This is a genomic window from Mycobacterium sp. 236(2023), from assembly GCF_029623955.1.
In the GTDB taxonomy this organism is placed as follows: Bacteria; Actinomycetota; Actinomycetes; order Mycobacteriales; family Mycobacteriaceae; genus Mycobacterium.
The window spans coordinates 70,419-86,475 of the sequence record NZ_JARSBP010000005.1 but is presented as its reverse complement, the minus strand read 5'-3'; the positions used below and the strand labels follow the sequence as shown (position 1 = coordinate 86,475).

General features: G+C 66.2%; 16 protein-coding genes. 6 read left to right on the top strand and 10 right to left on the bottom strand.

Annotated features, from left to right (window positions below; genetic code table 11):
* Positions 1-14: 14 nt before the first annotated feature.
* The 8 genes from P9A17_RS21190 to P9A17_RS21155 form a co-directional block, all read right to left on the bottom strand.
* Positions 15-1,580 (bottom strand): class II aldolase/adducin family protein, encoded by a 1,566-nt coding sequence (locus tag P9A17_RS21190; protein ID WP_278040701.1) that lies wholly within the window; start codon positions 1,578-1,580, stop codon positions 15-17.
* A complete protein-coding gene (locus P9A17_RS21185) occupies positions 1,577-2,536 on the bottom strand; it encodes a sugar kinase (RefSeq protein ID WP_278040700.1) in 960 nt (319 codons plus the stop codon). Before P9A17_RS21185 ends, P9A17_RS21190 begins: the two co-directional genes overlap by 4 nt.
* Positions 2,533-3,177 carry an orotidine 5'-phosphate decarboxylase / HUMPS family protein gene (locus P9A17_RS21180; protein ID WP_278040699.1) on the bottom strand — a complete coding sequence of 215 codons (645 nt, stop codon included), beginning with the start codon at positions 3,175-3,177 and terminating at the stop codon, positions 2,533-2,535. The genes P9A17_RS21185 and P9A17_RS21180 overlap by 4 nt, the downstream gene beginning before the upstream one ends.
* 4 nt (positions 3,178-3,181) lie before the next feature.
* Positions 3,182-4,171: a hypothetical protein gene (locus P9A17_RS21175; protein ID WP_278040698.1), complete on the bottom strand. Its 990-nt coding sequence runs from the start codon at positions 4,169-4,171 to the stop codon at positions 3,182-3,184.
* Between the two features lie 171 nt (positions 4,172-4,342).
* A complete protein-coding gene (locus P9A17_RS21170; protein WP_278040697.1) occupies positions 4,343-5,491 on the bottom strand; it encodes an MFS transporter in 1,149 nt (382 codons plus the stop codon).
* Positions 5,492-5,501: 10 nt separating this feature from the next.
* Positions 5,502-6,473: a sugar-binding domain-containing protein gene (locus P9A17_RS21165; protein ID WP_278041050.1), complete on the bottom strand. Its 972-nt coding sequence runs from the start codon at positions 6,471-6,473 to the stop codon at positions 5,502-5,504.
* Positions 6,474-6,475: 2 nt separating this feature from the next.
* Complete coding sequence (locus P9A17_RS21160; protein ID WP_278040696.1) at positions 6,476-7,441, bottom strand: amidohydrolase family protein; 966 nt, start codon at positions 7,439-7,441, stop codon at positions 6,476-6,478.
* 33 nt (positions 7,442-7,474) lie between these two features.
* Positions 7,475-8,230 carry a GntR family transcriptional regulator gene (locus P9A17_RS21155; RefSeq protein ID WP_278040695.1) on the bottom strand — a complete coding sequence of 252 codons (756 nt, stop codon included), beginning with the start codon at positions 8,228-8,230 and terminating at the stop codon, positions 7,475-7,477.
* Positions 8,231-8,402: 172 nt separating this feature from the next.
* Between P9A17_RS21155 and lsrF the strand changes: the two genes are divergently transcribed.
* From lsrF to P9A17_RS21125, 6 genes are all read left to right on the top strand, one after another.
* The gene (gene lsrF / locus P9A17_RS21150) at positions 8,403-9,320 is read left to right on the top strand and encodes a 3-hydroxy-5-phosphonooxypentane-2,4-dione thiolase (RefSeq protein ID WP_278040694.1); all 918 of its coding nucleotides are present in this window, start codon (positions 8,403-8,405) and stop codon (positions 9,318-9,320) included.
* A complete protein-coding gene (locus tag P9A17_RS21145) occupies positions 9,313-10,995 on the top strand; it encodes a glycerol-3-phosphate dehydrogenase/oxidase (protein ID WP_278040693.1) in 1,683 nt (560 codons plus the stop codon). Before lsrF ends, P9A17_RS21145 begins: the two co-directional genes overlap by 8 nt.
* 88 nt (positions 10,996-11,083) lie before the next feature.
* Complete coding sequence (locus P9A17_RS21140; RefSeq protein ID WP_278040692.1) at positions 11,084-12,145, top strand: ABC transporter substrate-binding protein; 1,062 nt, start codon at positions 11,084-11,086, stop codon at positions 12,143-12,145.
* Between the two features lie 8 nt (positions 12,146-12,153).
* Positions 12,154-12,972, top strand: coding sequence for an ABC transporter permease (locus P9A17_RS21135; protein ID WP_278040691.1), 819 nt, complete (start codon positions 12,154-12,156; stop codon positions 12,970-12,972).
* Positions 12,969-13,814 (top strand): ABC transporter permease subunit, encoded by an 846-nt coding sequence (locus tag P9A17_RS21130; RefSeq protein ID WP_278040690.1) that lies wholly within the window; start codon positions 12,969-12,971, stop codon positions 13,812-13,814. Before P9A17_RS21135 ends, P9A17_RS21130 begins: the two co-directional genes overlap by 4 nt.
* A 7-nt stretch (positions 13,815-13,821) precedes the next feature.
* Positions 13,822-14,562: an ABC transporter ATP-binding protein gene (locus tag P9A17_RS21125; protein ID WP_278040689.1), complete on the top strand. Its 741-nt coding sequence runs from the start codon at positions 13,822-13,824 to the stop codon at positions 14,560-14,562.
* Here the strand turns inward: P9A17_RS21125 and P9A17_RS21120 are convergent.
* Positions 14,559-15,149, bottom strand: a complete 591-nt coding sequence (locus tag P9A17_RS21120; protein ID WP_278040688.1) for a TetR-like C-terminal domain-containing protein — start codon at positions 15,147-15,149, stop codon at positions 14,559-14,561. The genes P9A17_RS21125 and P9A17_RS21120 overlap by 4 nt on opposite strands.
* Entirely contained in the window at positions 15,146-15,946 is an 801-nt protein-coding gene (locus P9A17_RS21115; protein ID WP_278040687.1) for an alpha/beta hydrolase, read from the bottom strand. Before P9A17_RS21115 ends, P9A17_RS21120 begins: the two co-directional genes overlap by 4 nt.
* Positions 15,947-16,057 lie beyond the last annotated feature (111 nt).

The following is a 16,057-nucleotide window of genomic DNA, read 5'->3' as shown; positions in this document are numbered from 1 at the left end:
GTCATGCGTCCCTCTTACCCGGGTTGGGGGCAGGGTAATCCCGCTGCCCGCTGAAGCGCGGCGCACAGTGGATCGAGATCGTCACCGTCGAGAAGTGCCCCGGTGGCAACGACTCTGGACTGGATCCCGGCCGTGACGGTTATATGGCTACCATCGGCACGAACGCCGATCGGTCGTGCACGGGACCGGCTGGGTTCCCGGCCAATCGATACGACCATGTCGACGCCACCGTATTGGGCGACCGCCGAGCGTTCCGAACCCGTCAGCACGATGACGGCACCTAGCTTCGCCAGGCCGTCACCGACCGCAAGGGTGAGCCACGCCTGGTCGTGATGTCCGCCGGGGCCGTCGAGAACGGCCACCATACCGGTAAGAGGTGGAAAGGATTTGGTGGACAGCAGTTTTGCCTGCTCGAGTTCCCAGTACTCGATGTCGAACAACTCGCGTTCAGTCAGGGACCGGAAGCCTCCGAGGCTCTCGCTGTCCATGATGACTGCCATGGTGTGCCGGTAGATGTCGCGGACCCGGCGGACTTCCGCTTGGGTGCGTCCAACGGAGAGTAGACCCCAGCGGGAATCGAGAACGATGCGCGGCGCGAGATCCAAGGGGCGCAACGTGCCGTCCGTCAGCCGGGCGAACCGCTCGCGGTAGCGGTCGGCGTAGGCTCGGACATCGGTGCCGACGAGGGGAAATGGTTTGATATGGATGACGTGTTCCATTGTGGCGGTGCCGTGCTCGGTCGCGCGGCGTAGGTAGTCCTGAGACAGGAACTCCTCCACCAGGTTGTCGCTGTCCCTGCGGACGAGTACTGCGAAACCGGCTGTTTCGCACAGAGCCTGGCGAAAGCCGGAGTATTCGTCGAGGTCGGCGTCCGTCAAGGGTGCGAGCCGGATGCCGGCAGGCTTTCGCGGCTGGCTGAGTCGTGCCTGCCGGATGCGGGAATGTGCGCGCTCGATCAGCGCGAGGTGGTCGGCGTAGGCGCGTTCGGCGTCATCGTCGAAGGTGAACAGGCCGTGGTTGCGCAGTACGAGGCCGCGCAGCTGTGCGGCGGGCGGAGTGCCTTTCAAGGTTTTGGCGACTACCTTGGCCAGATCGAAACCGGGACGGACGTAGGGCAGGATCGCGACGGACTCGCCGAAGACGTCACTCAGTTCTGCGTCGGTGAGCGGCGAATCCGTCAGGGTGACAACGGCATCGGCGTGGCTGTGCAGCACGAACCGGTGGGGCAGTAACGCGTGCGGGATCGCCTCGATCGAGGCCGTCGCGCTGTCGGGGTCGATGCTGGCCGCACGGAACGCGGCGGCCATGTCGCGGTCGTCGAGCGTGTCCCGCGCGACCAACTCCAGTAGCGCGTCACGGCGCACCGGAGCGAAGCCCCGCGGACCTATTGTGGCGAGGTCGTGCCCCGAGCTCTTGACGTGCACGATCTCGGTCGGCGATCCGTCGACGTCGACGACCTGTTTGACCGACGTGTTACCGCCGCCGTGCAAGACGATCGCAGGATCGCTCCCGAGCAGGTTCGAGGCGAGGACACAAAGCCCGATGAGGTCCGTGGGGCTGACTCGGTCGAACCCGGTCATCGAATGATGTCGGTTCCCACGGCTGCGGTGAGATCGCGCCGGGAGATCGGGACGAGATCCCCGAAGTGCGACAGCGCAATTCGAGAGGCTGCCACGCCGAACCCGAGTCGTGTCGCCACATCCTCGTCGGTCAGCATGCCGTACAGGTAGCCGGCAATGAAGGCGTCGCCCGCACCTGGACGGTCGCGCACAGGCATCGCAACGACCGGGGCACCGCGGACGGCGCCGTCGGCGAACGCGAAGCAGCCGTCCGGTCCTGCGGTACTGACGACGGCGGGAACGCCGAGGGCGTTGTGAAGCAGCTCCGCGATACCGGCCGGTTCGCCGTGCAGGCCGAACACCGTGCCCGCATCGCGGTGGGAACAGAACAGCACATCGACGGCGGGCAGGATCGATTCGGCGAACGCGCGGGCTGACTCGGGAGACCACAGCTTGGCGCGGTAGTTCACGTCATAGGCGGTGCGTGCGCCGGCGCTCCTGGCGCCGGTGAGTGCATCGCGTACCAGCGAGGCGGTCTGCGCCGTGAGGGCAGCGGTGATTCCGGTACTGAAGAACAGCCGGGTGTCGATGGCGCGAGTCCAGTCGAAGTCGGTGGGTCGAGCCTCCCGGAACGGGGTGTTCGAGCGGTCGAAGTAGACCTCGGCGGGAACGGGCGCATCCGCGGGTTCGTAGAAGTACAGCGGCACCCGCGCATTCTCTGGCCGCACCACGTTGTCGACATTGACTCCGGCCGTCCGGAACTCGCTGATCGCGCGATCGCCGACGGGACCGGCAGCCGTCATCGAGACGAGTTGGGTGCGCAGGCCGAGCAGGCTCACCGTCCCCGCAACATTGGCTTCCGAGCATGCTGAGGAGACCCGCAGGGAGTCGACGTTCTGCAGGCGCTTGCCCTGCGGCACGGTCAGCCGGAGCTGAAGCTCGCCCATCGTCGTCAGGTCGAAAGCGGGGGAACTCACCGAATTGACTCTGATTCGCGGTTGACCGCAGCGCGGTACTCCGCTGCTGCAGACCGCGGATTCGCGGCGTCGGCAATGCCTCTGCCGACGATGACGATGTCGGCCGCCGTGTGGGTGAGTCGCTCGGCCTCCGCTACGGTGATCCCTCCCGTGACCGTCACCGTGAAACCGAGGCCGGCGAGTTCGTCGACCCGGTCGATCTGCTCGGCGGTCCAAGTGGATTGGGCCGCATCACGACTGCGGTGCACGATGACATGCTGCACCCCCTCGTCCAGCCACATCGGGATCTTGCGCAGATCCGGTTCCTCGCCGAGTTCGATCTGCACTTCACCCCCGTACTCGCGGGCGCACCGGCACACCTCTTTGACGGTGGCGGCCGACGCCGACGCCACCATCGACACCCAGGTCGATCCGGCGTCGAACGCCAGCCTGGCGATCGCGCCGCCCGCTTCGGCGATCCGGACGTCCGCGAGGATCGGGAGGTTCGGTGCCAGAGCCCTGGCCATGCCGACGGTCGACAGTCCCTCGCGCAGGATCAGCAGGGTGCCGACCTCGACGATGTCGACGAGGTCGGCCACCTGGTGCAGCGCGCCCAGTGACGATGTGAGGTCGCCGTCGAGGGCCAGCTGAATTCGCGTCATCGAGCTACGACTTGTCGAACGTGAAGAATTCGCGCCCGTTGTTGATGTAGATGTCCTCGATGATCTGCTCGTCGAAGCCCTGCTTGCGCAGGCGCGGGCCGAACACCGTCATGTCGTAGTCGACGCCGGACACGGCGCCGTAGGCCTTCTGGTAGGACTTCTTCCCGGAGTCGGTGCCCATCAGGATCTGCTTGCCGTACCCCTTGTCGGTGAGCTCGCGGACCAGCATCTCCCGCGACGAGTCGGGCAGGTACTTCAGCCGGTACGTGCCGTCGAACATCAGGTAGCAGCCCTTTTCGGTGATCTCCGAGAGCGCATAGATGTCGGGGTTGCGCTGCACGTGACCGATGGCGATCTTGGCGGGGTTCACGCCGTAGCCGATGAGCAGGTCGGCCTGCTCCACTGCGCAGGTGCCGTGCTGGGTGTGCGTGTTGATCGGGCATCCGGTCTGCACCGAGGCGGCCGCGGCGGCCTCGATGATCTTGTGCTCCAGCTTGCTGATGACGCCGTAGCCGGTGGCGACCTTGATCGAGCCTGCCTTGCCGGACGAGCGCTTGACGATCGGGCCGGAGTAGTCGTGTTCGTCGATGCCCACCTCGATGTCGGCGATCAGCAGCTCGGTGATCTGGTCGACGCTGTAGCGGCTCAGCCAGTGGGTCGCCTCGTCGGCATAGAGGTGACTCTTCTGGAATCCCGTGGTGACGATGATGTGGAGATCGGCTACCCGCGACGAGATTTCGAGCAGATGGGTGATGCTGCGACCACAGTCGATCGGGCACAGGTCGACGATGGTGCCGCCCATGCCCAGGAAGGCCTTGCTGCCGACGACATACGTGGTCGCCTCCTCCACGGCTTTGTCGGTGTCGTCGAGGCGCATGTCCTCGCCGTCGTGCAGGATCTCGCCACCGCCCATCCGGATCAGGTGCTCGTGGGCGTTGACGGTGCCCAGCTGTGAGGGGTTGATGTCTCCGTCGATGGTGCGCGCGAAAGGCACGGTCGTCCTCTTTCTCCTGGGATCACAGCCCGTCGATGGGCATGTTTTCGAGGGTAATGAGGGGATCAGCGACGCGGCAGTGGCGCTGAGAATATGTGCACGCACAGGCCTCTCACGGGACTGACATGCGCGGTAACCGGCGCACCCGCGCCGTGACACGTGCACATTTGTTCACGTGCCATGTCGGATCCGCGACCACCGTGCGGCAGTCAGCACGCTCGCCAGCGCCGCGATTAGCGCGAGTACGGCGGTGATCTGGATGCCGCCCATCGCGAATGCCAGAGGTCCGAGAGCGGCGCCGAGGGTCCCTCCGATGAAGACCACCATCATGAACGCGGCATTGGCCTTGGCCCGTGCCGTGGGCGCCAGCGTCATCGCGCGGTCCTGGTTGACGGCGTGAATCAGCTGATTTGCAAGAGTCACTGCGAACATCGCGGCGACGAGCAGCGGAACCGATGCCGGCCGGCAGACCACCATGCCGACTCCGACGACCATGACGGCGAAGCCGACCCGGCGCGGACGGCCGCCCAGCGCGCGGGCGAACGGGCCGGTGGTGAGGAACGGGGCCGCCACACCGGCGGCGAGTCCGACGACGCCGAACCAGTTGGCCTTGGCGATCGACCACCCGATCGCCGGGTCGGTCAGATGCACGGCGACGACGGTCCACATGGCGGTGAACGCAACGAACGTGAAGAACTGCACCGCGGTGATCCACCGGAGTTCCGCACAACTGCGCAGCAGTGTGAACGTGGCGCGCACTGGTTTTCGGTCGGTGCCGGGCGGGCGGGCCCCCGGCGGAGGGACCCCGCGCAGCAACACGGGGATGGAGATCGCGGTAAGCGCCGCGAACACCGCGAGGACGGCCCGCCAGCCGGCGATCTCGGCCAACGCGCCCGCCATCAGGCGTCCGCCGAATATACCCGCCAACATGGCCCCGGTGACGATCGCAACGTGGTGCGTCGAGCGTGCGGGAGCCGCCTGTCGGTGGCTGACGGCCAGCAGGCTCTGGCCCACGGTCGCGGTGACGCCGATGACCAGGAAAGCCAGCAGAACCGGCACGGCGTGAGGCAGGGTTGCCGCGACGGTGAACGCGCAGGCGAGAATCGCCAACTGGAGCACCGACCGTTGCCGCATGCGCCGATCGTCGGCGCGTGTCACCAGCAGCAGAAGACCAGTGGCGTAACCGAATTGGACCACGGCGACCAAGACGCCTGCAGCGGCGGTACCGAAACCGATGTCCGGTGCGATGACCGGCAACAGCGCCTGGATGACGTAGAGAGAACCGACCGAGATGCCGGCCAGTACGGACACCGCGATCATGGGGCGCCGTTCAGCGTGTCGCGGCGCCGAGCACGGTCGAGGCCGTCTCGAAATCCAGCACCAGGTCGTGGATCAGCCCGGTTTCGAGCGCAGCCAAGATGGCCCGCGTCTTCTCGGTTCCTGCGGTCACGGCGATCACCCGGGGAATCGTCGCGAGCTCACGCAGCTCCAAACCGATGATGCGGCGGTTGATCTCGTTGTTGAGGATCTCTCCGCGAGGTCCGAGAAACTGCCCGAGCACATGGGCGACGGCCCCCGCGGCGGCGAGTTGGCGCCGGGTCTCCTGTTCGGTCCAGCCGTACAGGATGTCGCCGGTGGCGTTGCGTTGATGGAAGCGCCCGATCCCGAGCAGTGCGACGTCGACGTTGCGGGCTCTGTCGAGCGCGGCCGCGATGACATAGTCCTCGCGGAATGACCTGGCGGAGGCGAAGTTCCGGGCGACCAGCGGCGCGGGCAACGTGGCGAAGTCCGCCTCGAACGCGGTGGCGAAGCGACGGCACAGTTCAGGCCCGTCGGTCATCGCGTTGTGGGCGGCGACGGTGCCGACGAGTTGGACGAACGTCAGATCGGAAGCCAGTCCCGCGGCGCGCTGCGGTAGCACGTCGGCGACCGCGGCCACGGTGGAACCGGTCGAGATGCCGACCTGCTGGCCGTCTCTGAGCTCTCGGGCCAACAGTTCGGCGGCGAGGCGGCCGACGTCGGGGACCGCATTGGCGGGTGACATGTTCTCTCCGACGTGAAACCGCACCTTCGGAAAGTGCGCAGCCAGTTCGGTTTCCAGCCTGATGACGTGTTCGAGGGGGTGACCGATCTGGAATCGGACGATGCCGCGCAGCTTGGCCTCGTCGAGGAGTCGCGACACCGTCGCCCGCGAGTAGCCGACTTTGGTGGCGATCTCGTCCTGGCGCAGACCGTCCTGGTAGTACATCTCCGCGACGCCGACCAGTAGCCGGATGCGCTCCCGGTCCAGATCGCCGCGCATGCTCACGCCCGCGCGCCCAGGAACCGCTCGGCGTTTGCCGTGAGCTGCGCGGGGTCGAATCCCGCCGCGGCGGCGGCCTTCACGGCGTCGACGTTGCCCATGTCGAAGGGGTAGTCCGAGCCGATGACGATGCGATCGGGGGAGAAGTGCGCAGTCAGCTCGCGGGCCAGCTGCTCGTCGTGGGTCAGCGTGTCGAAGTAGACCTGGCGTACCGCAACACTGGGCGTGACTGTCGAGTGTGCGCTGACGTCCCGACGCTCCCGCCACCCGTGATCCCATCGACCCAGCAGTGCCCGGGCGCTGCCGCCCCCGTGCAGGAAACAGATGCGCAGGCCCGGCGCTTCCTCGAGCAGTCCGCCGAGCAGCAGCGAGGCCACGCCGATGGCGGTCTCGGTCGGGTTGCCGATCAAGTTGGCCAGGTAATGCCTGCCCAGCTCGGGCCGGTTGATCTGGCTGGGGTGGATCAGCACGCTGAGGTCGCGCTCGGCAGCGGCGAGTGCGTGGTCGCGAAGTGGGCCTTCGTCGAAGGATCCGTCGCCGAGAAGGGGTGGCATGGCGATACCGAAAAGTCCAGGGCGAGAGAGAATTCGATCCATCTCGGCGCGGGCTGCGACGATGTCATTGAGAGGAACGAGCCCGAGGCCGACGAGGCGACCGGCGCTGGCTTCGCAGACCTCGGCGAGCGCGTCGTTGTACGTCGTGGCGTAGTCGGCGGCCGCATCGCCGCGTGCATCGGTGGCGAACGTGAAGGGTGGGCCGGACAGCACCCGCCTCGCGATGCCCGCCCGGTCCATGTCGGCCAGCAGGTCACCCACGTCGGAGATCGACGGTGAGGTCAGCGGCAGGCACAAATCATTGACATGGACGGATCGATCACCGGGGCGCAGTTGCAGTACACCGTCGGCGAGCGGAATCGTGAAGGCCGCCTCCGGTACGAAATGCGCGTGCACATCGATCGGACCTGTCATGACAGGTGACGCTAGCGTGGTGGAAGGCGCGGGTCAATCATCGCTGCGGATCCCGACGTAGAACCGGCTCTGATCACTGCGGTGCAGTGCCTGATACCACTCGAATCGGGTGCCGTCCTGCGCCCACGTGATCGACTCGATCCGCAACAGCGGTGTGCTGCGCTTGGTTTCGAGCAGCGCGGTCTCCTTGGCGCTGGGCATCCGCGCTTCCAGCCAGCGGTCGGCACCTGCAGGAACCAGCCCGTATCGCCTGCGCAGCACCTCGTAGAGCGAGACGTTTTCCAGCTTCGCGGACTCCAGCCCCGGCACCAGATGTGCGGGCAGGGATGTGCGGACAAGTAGCCAGGGGACACCAGACACCACGCGGAGCCGGTTGAGCCGCACGACCGGGGCTCCCGTCTCGATGTTCAGCGCCATCGCCTCGTCCGGCGTCGCGGCGTCCAGCTCCTGCTCGAGGACCTTCGTGGCGACCCTCTGACCGGAAGCGAGCAGGTCGGCAGCCGAACCGGTGATCGTCCCGACGAACTTGAGGTCCAGCCGGTTGGGCGAAACGAACGCCCCTTTGCCCTTGATCTTGTAGATCTGGTTCGAGCGGACGAGCTCGCCGAGCGCCTCGCGCACGACGGTCCGTGAGACGCCGTACATCTCGCTGAGGTCGGATTCCGAAGGCAGTGCCTGGTCGGGTAGGTACCTGCCGTCGGTGATCTGCTGCCGGATGGTCCGGGTCAGCTGCTCCCACAGTGGTTCTGGCGCGCTCCGGTCCAGTGCGGCGATGCCGTGAGATGTCATCGCGCCGTCCTCCTCGTTCCGTCGTCGGACCATAGCACTGACACGGCGGCCAACCCGAGAAGTTCGCCCGGTTCGGGCAGTCGGGTATTGACGTGTGACGTAGGTCATGTTTATCGTCACCTGTCATTACAAGTCAGTACGGACTGCAGAGTTTGATGGGAGCGACTTACCGGTGGCGGATCTAGACGACCTTCGTGACGGCGACAACTACGGAGCGGGCATCCCCGCGGTCGGCGACGGCGCGACTCTCAAGGGAATGTCCGGTCACGACTGGGGAATTCGCTCACGCCTCGGACGCATCTTCCGGCCGGACACGCAACGCACCGTGATGCTGGCCTTCGACCACGGGTACTTCCAGGGCCCCACCTCCGGGCTTGAGCGGCTCGACCTGTCGATCCGCCCACTGGTGCCGCTGGCCGACGCGATCATGCTGACCCGCGGCGCGCTGCGCGCCACCATTCCGGCGGACTGTTCGGCGGGCGTGGTACTGCGGGCCAGCGGCGGGCCGTCGATCCTGAGGCCGCTGTCCGACGAACGCGTCGCGATGGGCATGGACGACGCCGTGCGCCTCGATGCCGCCGCGGTCGCGGTTCAGGTCTTCGTCGGCAGCGAGCACGAGACGCAGTCGATCGCCAACATGACGGCCTTGGTCGACGCCGGGCAGAGCGCGGGTGTTCCCGTCCTGGCCGTCACCGCAGTCGGCCGGGATATGGTGCGCGACGCACGGTACTTCCGGCTCGCGACGAGGATCCCCGCCGAACTGGGCGCGCATTTCGTCAAGACCTATTACGTCGACGAGGACTTCGAAACGGTCACCTCGGCGTGCCCGGTGCCGATCATCGTCGCAGGCGGCAAGAAGGTCCCCGAAGGGGAGGCGCTGACCATGGCGTACCGCGCGGTGAGTGAAGGTGCGGCCGGAGTCGACATGGGGCGCAACATCTTCCAGAGCGCTGCCCCCGCAGCGATGCTCACCGCCGTGCGCGCCGTCGTCCATGGAGGAGCCACCGACGCCGAGGCACTCGCGATGTTCCGAGACATGGCGGCTGACGCCGGCGACATGGCGGCCGACGGCCGGCGCGCTCATGCCTGAATCGCCCACCGCGGCGCTGCTGACAAACCGCGACGACCTCGATCCCGGCGGCTACGACGTCGTCGTGATCGGCGGTGGAGTGAACGGTCTGGCGGTGGCTCGTGAGGCGGCGATGAGCGGACTGTCGGTCCTGCTTCTCGAGCGGGACGACATCGGCGGCCAGACGTCGAGCATCTCGACCCGGCTCATCCACGGCGGGTTGAAGTATCTGGAACGCCTGGACATGTCGCTGGTGTTCGAGTCGATTCGGGAGCAGCGCAGGCTTCTTCGCGATGCACCGCACCTGGTGCACAGCTATCCGATGCTGATCCCGTTCTACCGGAATAACACTCGGCCCGGATGGCTGCTGTCCTGCGGGCTCGCGGTGTACAAGCTTCTGACCGGTGGCAAGCTCCGCACGCGACTCGTCGGACCGCGCCGGCTCGCCCGCGAGTGGCCTTCGATCGACAAGAACGGCCTGCGGCGGGGCGCGATATTCGACGACGCGCAGGTGCCGTGGACGGAACGCCTGTGCGTCGAGTTGGCGGTGTCGGCCCAGGCGCACGGTGGCCACATCCTCACCCGGGCCGACGTCCACGAGGTCATCGTGGAGGGCAGGGTCGCGACCGCCGTGCGCTTCAGCGGTCCCCGTGGGTCCCGCACCGCGCGGGCCCGCGTCGTCGTCAACGCCGCGGGTCCGTGGGTCGACGACGTCCTGGCGACCACCGGAGTGGTGTCGCCGCGGCCGACCGCGGAGCCGCTGGTGGGACCGACGAAGGGCTCACACCTCGTCGTGGATCCGTTCCCGGGAGCACCGGCGACGTGTGTGTTCTTCGAGGCCAGAGCCGACGGCCGCCCGGTGTTCGTGCTGCCGTGGGCGGGGCGATACATGGTGGGCAGCACCGATCTTCCGTACACCGGAAGCCTCGACCTCATCACGGCCGACGACGGCGAGATCGACTATCTGCTGGACGAGACGAACCAACTGATCCCCGAGGCCCGACTGGACCGGGCATCGGTGCTGTGGAGTTATTCGGGTGTGCGCCCACTGCCGTACGTCAGCGGCATGACCGACCCGGCGACGGTGACTCGCGGACACCTGGTGGTACCGCAGAGCAAGGGGATCGCCAACGTCGTCACCGTCATCGGCGGCAAGTTCACGACGCATCGTGCGCTCGGCGAGGACGTCGTCGCGAGTGTCTTCGCTTCCCTCGGGCGGACACCGGTGCCGTCCCCCACCCACGACGCGCCGTTCCCGGGCGCCCCGGTGCGCGCCGGCTACGCAAGCGTCGCGGAGATGACGTCGGCACTGCAGGCCGAGTGGGGAGGCAGGCTCGGCGAGAACGTCGTACAGCGCCTGGCCGCGCTGTACGGCTCGCGGGCCCACCAGGTGGCCGCGCTCGTCGAGACAGATCCTCATCTGGCACAAACTGTCGACCCCGACTCCGGTGCCATCGCCGCCGAAGTCGCGTTCGCCGTGACCTGCGAAGGCGCAGTTTCGTTGGAGGACATCCTGTTACGCCGCATCCTCGTCGGACTCAACGGGGATGTCGGGATCTCCGCGGCCCCGGCCGTCGCCGACGTCACGGCCCTCTATCTCGGGTGGGACGAGGACACCAAGGCCGACGAGATCAACGCCTACCTCGCGGCCACCAAGCGATTTCAGCCGCGAGCGTCCGAATGGCGGGACGACTAATGACGGATTCAGGAAGAACCAGACACCGCAACAGGAAACACCGCAAGCTGGCGCAGGCGCGGCAGCATCTCAAGGAGGAGAACAAGTAATGACGAAAACCATTACCGCCAGGGGGTTGCGCCGCGCCACCGCACTGGCCGTCGTCGGTCTGCTCGCCGCCGCGTGCACTCCTGGCACCCAGGACGCGGAGGGTAAGGACGCCAACGGCGTGGTGCGGATGTCTCTGGCGCCCGACGCCATCTGGGAGTGGCTCGAGGACGAGGGCATCAAGGCCGAGATGGAAGAGGCCTCCGGAATCAAGATCCTCACCTCCGCCACGTGGGATGAGTTCGGGATCTACGCCGGCGGTCACGCGGACGTCGTGTCCACCGGCACCTGGGAGGTGCCGAACCTGGACGAGGCGACGAAGGTGCCCAGCACGGTGTTCGGCAAGTACAACGAGGAGCGGGCGTTCCTCGCCGTCCCCACGGGTAGCCCGGATCAGACGCTCTGTGACCTCAAGGGTAAGAAGTTCGTGTCGTTCAGCACCGCCGCGGTGACGTTGATGTGGAGCATGTACGCCTCGGAGTGGTGCGACGGCGCGACCATCAACGCCGACAGCGACGACTACGACCTCGTGGTCACCGACATCCAGAACGTCGGAAGCCTGGTGGCCCGCAAGGACGCTGCCGGTGGCACCGTGACCGCGGACTTCGCGATGGCCCAATTGCGTGAAGGCTCGATCCAGCCGCTGTACGACAGCAAGTCGGTGGCCGAGATCTTCGCCGACGACTTCGGCGACGGGCACATCGGCCCGTGGTCGAACGTGTTCGTCGCACCGACTGCGTGGCTCGATAAGAACCCTGACGAGGCCGCCTTCCTGCTCGCGGTGTGGGAGCGCGGGCTGCAGGAGTGGAAGGAACACAAGGCGGAGATCATCGCCCGCTACCCCGAGCACTTCGGCGTGACCCAGGAAGGCGATGTCGAGTTCCTGATCGACTACTTCGAGAACGTCAACGACTGGTACGCCGACTCGGTGTACATCGACGACACCTGGATCGAGGGCGAAAAGAAGGTGTTCGACCTGATGAAGAAGCACAACCTCATGGAGCAGGACGCCGAGGTCAACTTCAAGGTGATCAACGCCGCCAACCCGGCGGAGAACCAGTAGGTGAACCTATGACGACAACGATCACCAGTGACGCACGAGCGGGTGGAGCGGCGCTGACGCGTAGCGCTCGGCAGATTGGGTTCGTCGTTGCGGGCTGGCTCGTCATCGCAGCGGTCTGGGAGCTTGCCGCCCGTTTCTTGACGGGCGGCATCTTCCCGGGACCCGTGGCGGTCGCCGAGGAGATGATCGATCTTCTCGCCGCAGGCAACGTCTTCCCGCACTTCGCCTCCACGCTCTGGAAGATCGCGGTGGGATTCGGCATCGGGGTGTCGGTCGGTGCGCCGATCGGATACCTGATGGGGCGCTATGAGTATTGGAAGGCGTTCTTCCGGGACGGCGTCACCATCTCCGGATCCATTCCGACGGTGTCCTACGCGGTGATGAGCCTGATCCTGTTCGGCCTCACTCCGCTGGGTCCGATCCTGGTGGTGGCGATCGTCTCCACGCCCTACATCGCGGTCAACGTCGCGGAGGGCACCGAGAACGTCGACGCCAGTCTGCGCCGGATGAGTCGGGCATACGGCCGTTCCGAAGCCGACATCCGCAGGCACGTCGACTTCCCGTCGATCGCGCCCTACCTGTTCGCAGGCGTCCGGGTGTCTTTCGCCGTCGCGTGGAAGGTGGCTGCCCTGACCGAAGTGTTCGGCGGCAGTGGCGGAGTCGGCTACCAGATCAAACACGAATACCAGAGTTTCTCGATCGCCGGCCTGCTGGCGTGGATGTTTTTCTTCGTCATCTTCATGCTCGCGCTTGAGCGCCTGCTCGCCTACATCGAGGGCCGGGTGCTCCGGTGGCGGCCGCAGGAACGGACAGGAGTACTGGCATGACGATCGACCAACACGCGATGCCCGCGCTGACCACCGCGCCCGCGCGCAACCGCTCTCCGCTCACCACGCCATTGGCAGCACGCATCACGTTCTACCTTGCGTTCCTGACTTTCTGGACGCTGCTCAGCATGATCGCCGACCGGGTGCCCTCACCACTGGCTGTGGTGGAGATGCTGTGGCAGGAGACCGTCGACGGCGAGGTGGTGTCGAACTTCCTGCTCACCAACTCGCGTTTTCTCGTCGGTGTGGCGATCGCCGTCGTGCTCGGCATCCTCATTGGTCTCGTGGTGGGGTCCTCGTCGCTGACGCGCGCCCTGTTCAGTGACATCGTGCTGGTGGGCCTGTCCATTCCGGCGATCATCTGGGCGTTCCTGTCCACCATGTGGTTCGGGTTCAGCTGGGAGGCGCCGGTCACCACATCAGCATTGGCGACAACGCCCTACATCGCCGTGAACGTTGCCAAGGGTCTGCAAGGGGTGTCCCGGGATCTGCGCGACATGTCGGCGGTGTACGGAGTCGGATTGCGTCGCCGCGTGCGCGAGCTGCTGCTCCCCGCGGTCGCGGGCTACGTTGTCGCAGGGCTGCGGATCGGACTGATCATCGGCTGGAACGCCGTGCTCTTGTCCGAATGGTTTGGCGGCGCCGACGGTGTCGGCTTCCGTGCGAGGTACTGGTACGACGGGATGAACTATGCCGGCTTCACCGCGTGGGTGATCTTGTTCGTGCTGTACGTGGTGATCGTTGATCGCCTGATCCTGATGCGCATCTCGCGTCGCCTGTTCGCATGGCGCGACGTCAATGCCACAAACCTGAAACCCGTCAAGAAGCCGGCAGAAAGCTGAGAGCCCCATGACCACACTCGCCATCGACCGACTCGTCAAGGCCTTCCCGTCCAAGGAGGGCGTCAACACCGTCCTCGACCATCTGTCAATGCGTATGTCGGGCAACGAGTTCGTGTCCCTGGTCGGCCCTTCAGGGTGCGGCAAGAGTACGCTGTTGAACATCGTGGCAGGGGTCGAACCGCCCACCGACGGCAGCGTGTCGCTGCTCGCCGACGACGGCAGGCCGGCACGGCTGGGCTACGTGTTCCAGGAGCCACGACTGCTGCCGTGGCGGACCATCATGCAGAACATGCTCTACGTCGTCGACGACCGGTCCAAATCGTCGAAGGACCGGGCGATGCACTATCTGCAGATGGTCGGGCTGGAGAAGACGGCAGACCTTTTCCCCCACCAGCTTTCGGGCGGCATGCAGCAGCGCGCGGGCATCGCGAGAGCCTTCAGCGTCGAACCGGACTTCCTCATCATGGACGAGCCGTTCTCCCACCTCGACGCCATCACCGCACGCGGACTGCGTGAGGAGCTTTCCACGCTGTGGATGGCCGACAAACGGATGATCCTGTTCGTCACCCACGACGTCATGGAGGCCGTGCAGCTGTCGGACCGTATCATCATGCTGGAGCCCGGTGGACGTATCAGGGCCGACATTCCGATCCAGGTGGAACGACCACGGCGGCAATCGGATCCGCACTTCGCGATGGTGCAAGCCGACGTGCTGCAGAAGCTCGAGGAGATGTCGGCGCGCACCTAGGCCCGGAGTCCGGCGATCAGCAGATCGAGGGTATGGCTGAAAGTGGTGTCGGGGTCGGGTGTTTGGCCGATGCCGATCTGCTCGATGGTCACCGCGCCGTGGATGGTGCTCCACACCGCCTGGGCACTCTCTGTGATTGCACCCTCCTCAGCGGAGCCCATCACGTCGGCTACGAGAGCGACGAGGACGTCGAAGACGGCGCGTCCCCGTACCGCCGGCGCGCTGGTCTGGTCGCTCAGCGGGCTACCGGCGGTGAAGATCAGCATGTAGCGGGCGGGGTGCTCCAGCGCGAACTGCCGATAGGCCAGGCACGCGGCGCGGAATCTCGGGACCGCGTCGAGTTCCACAGGGACGTCGATGAGATCGGCCAATTCGTCGAGGCCCCGCATCGCCAAAGCCGCCAGCAGCCCGTCTTTGTTGTCGAATCGGTTGTAGACGCTCATCGGCGCGACGGCGGCTTCGGCGGCGACAGCCCGAACGGTGACGCCGCCTGCTCCTTCCCGATCCAGCACGGTCTCGGCCGCGTTCAGCAACGCGGCCGAGACCTGTTCGCTGGGTGTCCGGCGGCGGACGGGAGCCTTCGTCACGCCAGGGCAGCCACGTCTCGGTGGGCCATCCACGCCAACGTCGTATCGGCGACATCGCGCCAGCCGTGGTCGATGGTCAGCGAGTGGCCGCGGCCCTCGAACTCATGAAAGTCGGTGACAGCAGCGGACTTCCGGTACAGCTTGTGGGCGGCCTTGGCGCTCACGAGGGGCACGGTGTGGTCGGCGGTTCCTCCGGTGATCAGCAGGGGGCCGCGGGTGTCGTTGGCGGTGTCGACCTTGGCCGGTGAGTTCGGGGCGAAATTGGCCGTCGCCGCCTGGAACAGCGGGCGTCCGGGTGAGGGGATGGACCACTTGTCCCACAGCTCTGAGGACTCCTCGGCTGTCAGCGCGTTGCCGAATCCGTACCGCCACTGCTCCTCGGTCAGGCCCTTGGCCTTGGTCCGATTGGCGGGATTGCCGAGCACCGGGAACGCCGACCGCAACTGCGCCAGCGGCAGCGGCCTGACGCCCTTGATCGGCGCTGGGTCGATCGCGACGGCGGCAGCAGCCTTGTTCTCGCTCAACAGCTTCTGGGCGATGAGCCCACCGAACGAGTGGCCGATCACGACCGGAGGCGTGTCGAACTCTTCGAGGATCTTGGCGAAGTATTCGGTCAACTCGGCGATGCCGACGCCGGCCTGAGCCGCGGCGTCGTCACGCGTCTGGAGCGCCGACGAATACTCGCCGGGCCATGCCGGTGCGACGGCGTGGTGCCCCGCAGCGGCGAAATGCTCAAGCCACGGCTGCCATGCGGTGTGTGAAACCCAGAGTCCGTGGATGAATACGACGTTCGTCATTGTCGTGTCCCCTTCTTATAGAACGATGTTACATAAGCTTGTGCGGCGTACAACCGGAATCCAAGGGGTTTCATTCCCGAGGCTGACGCCGTAGCGGAATTTAAGTTGCAT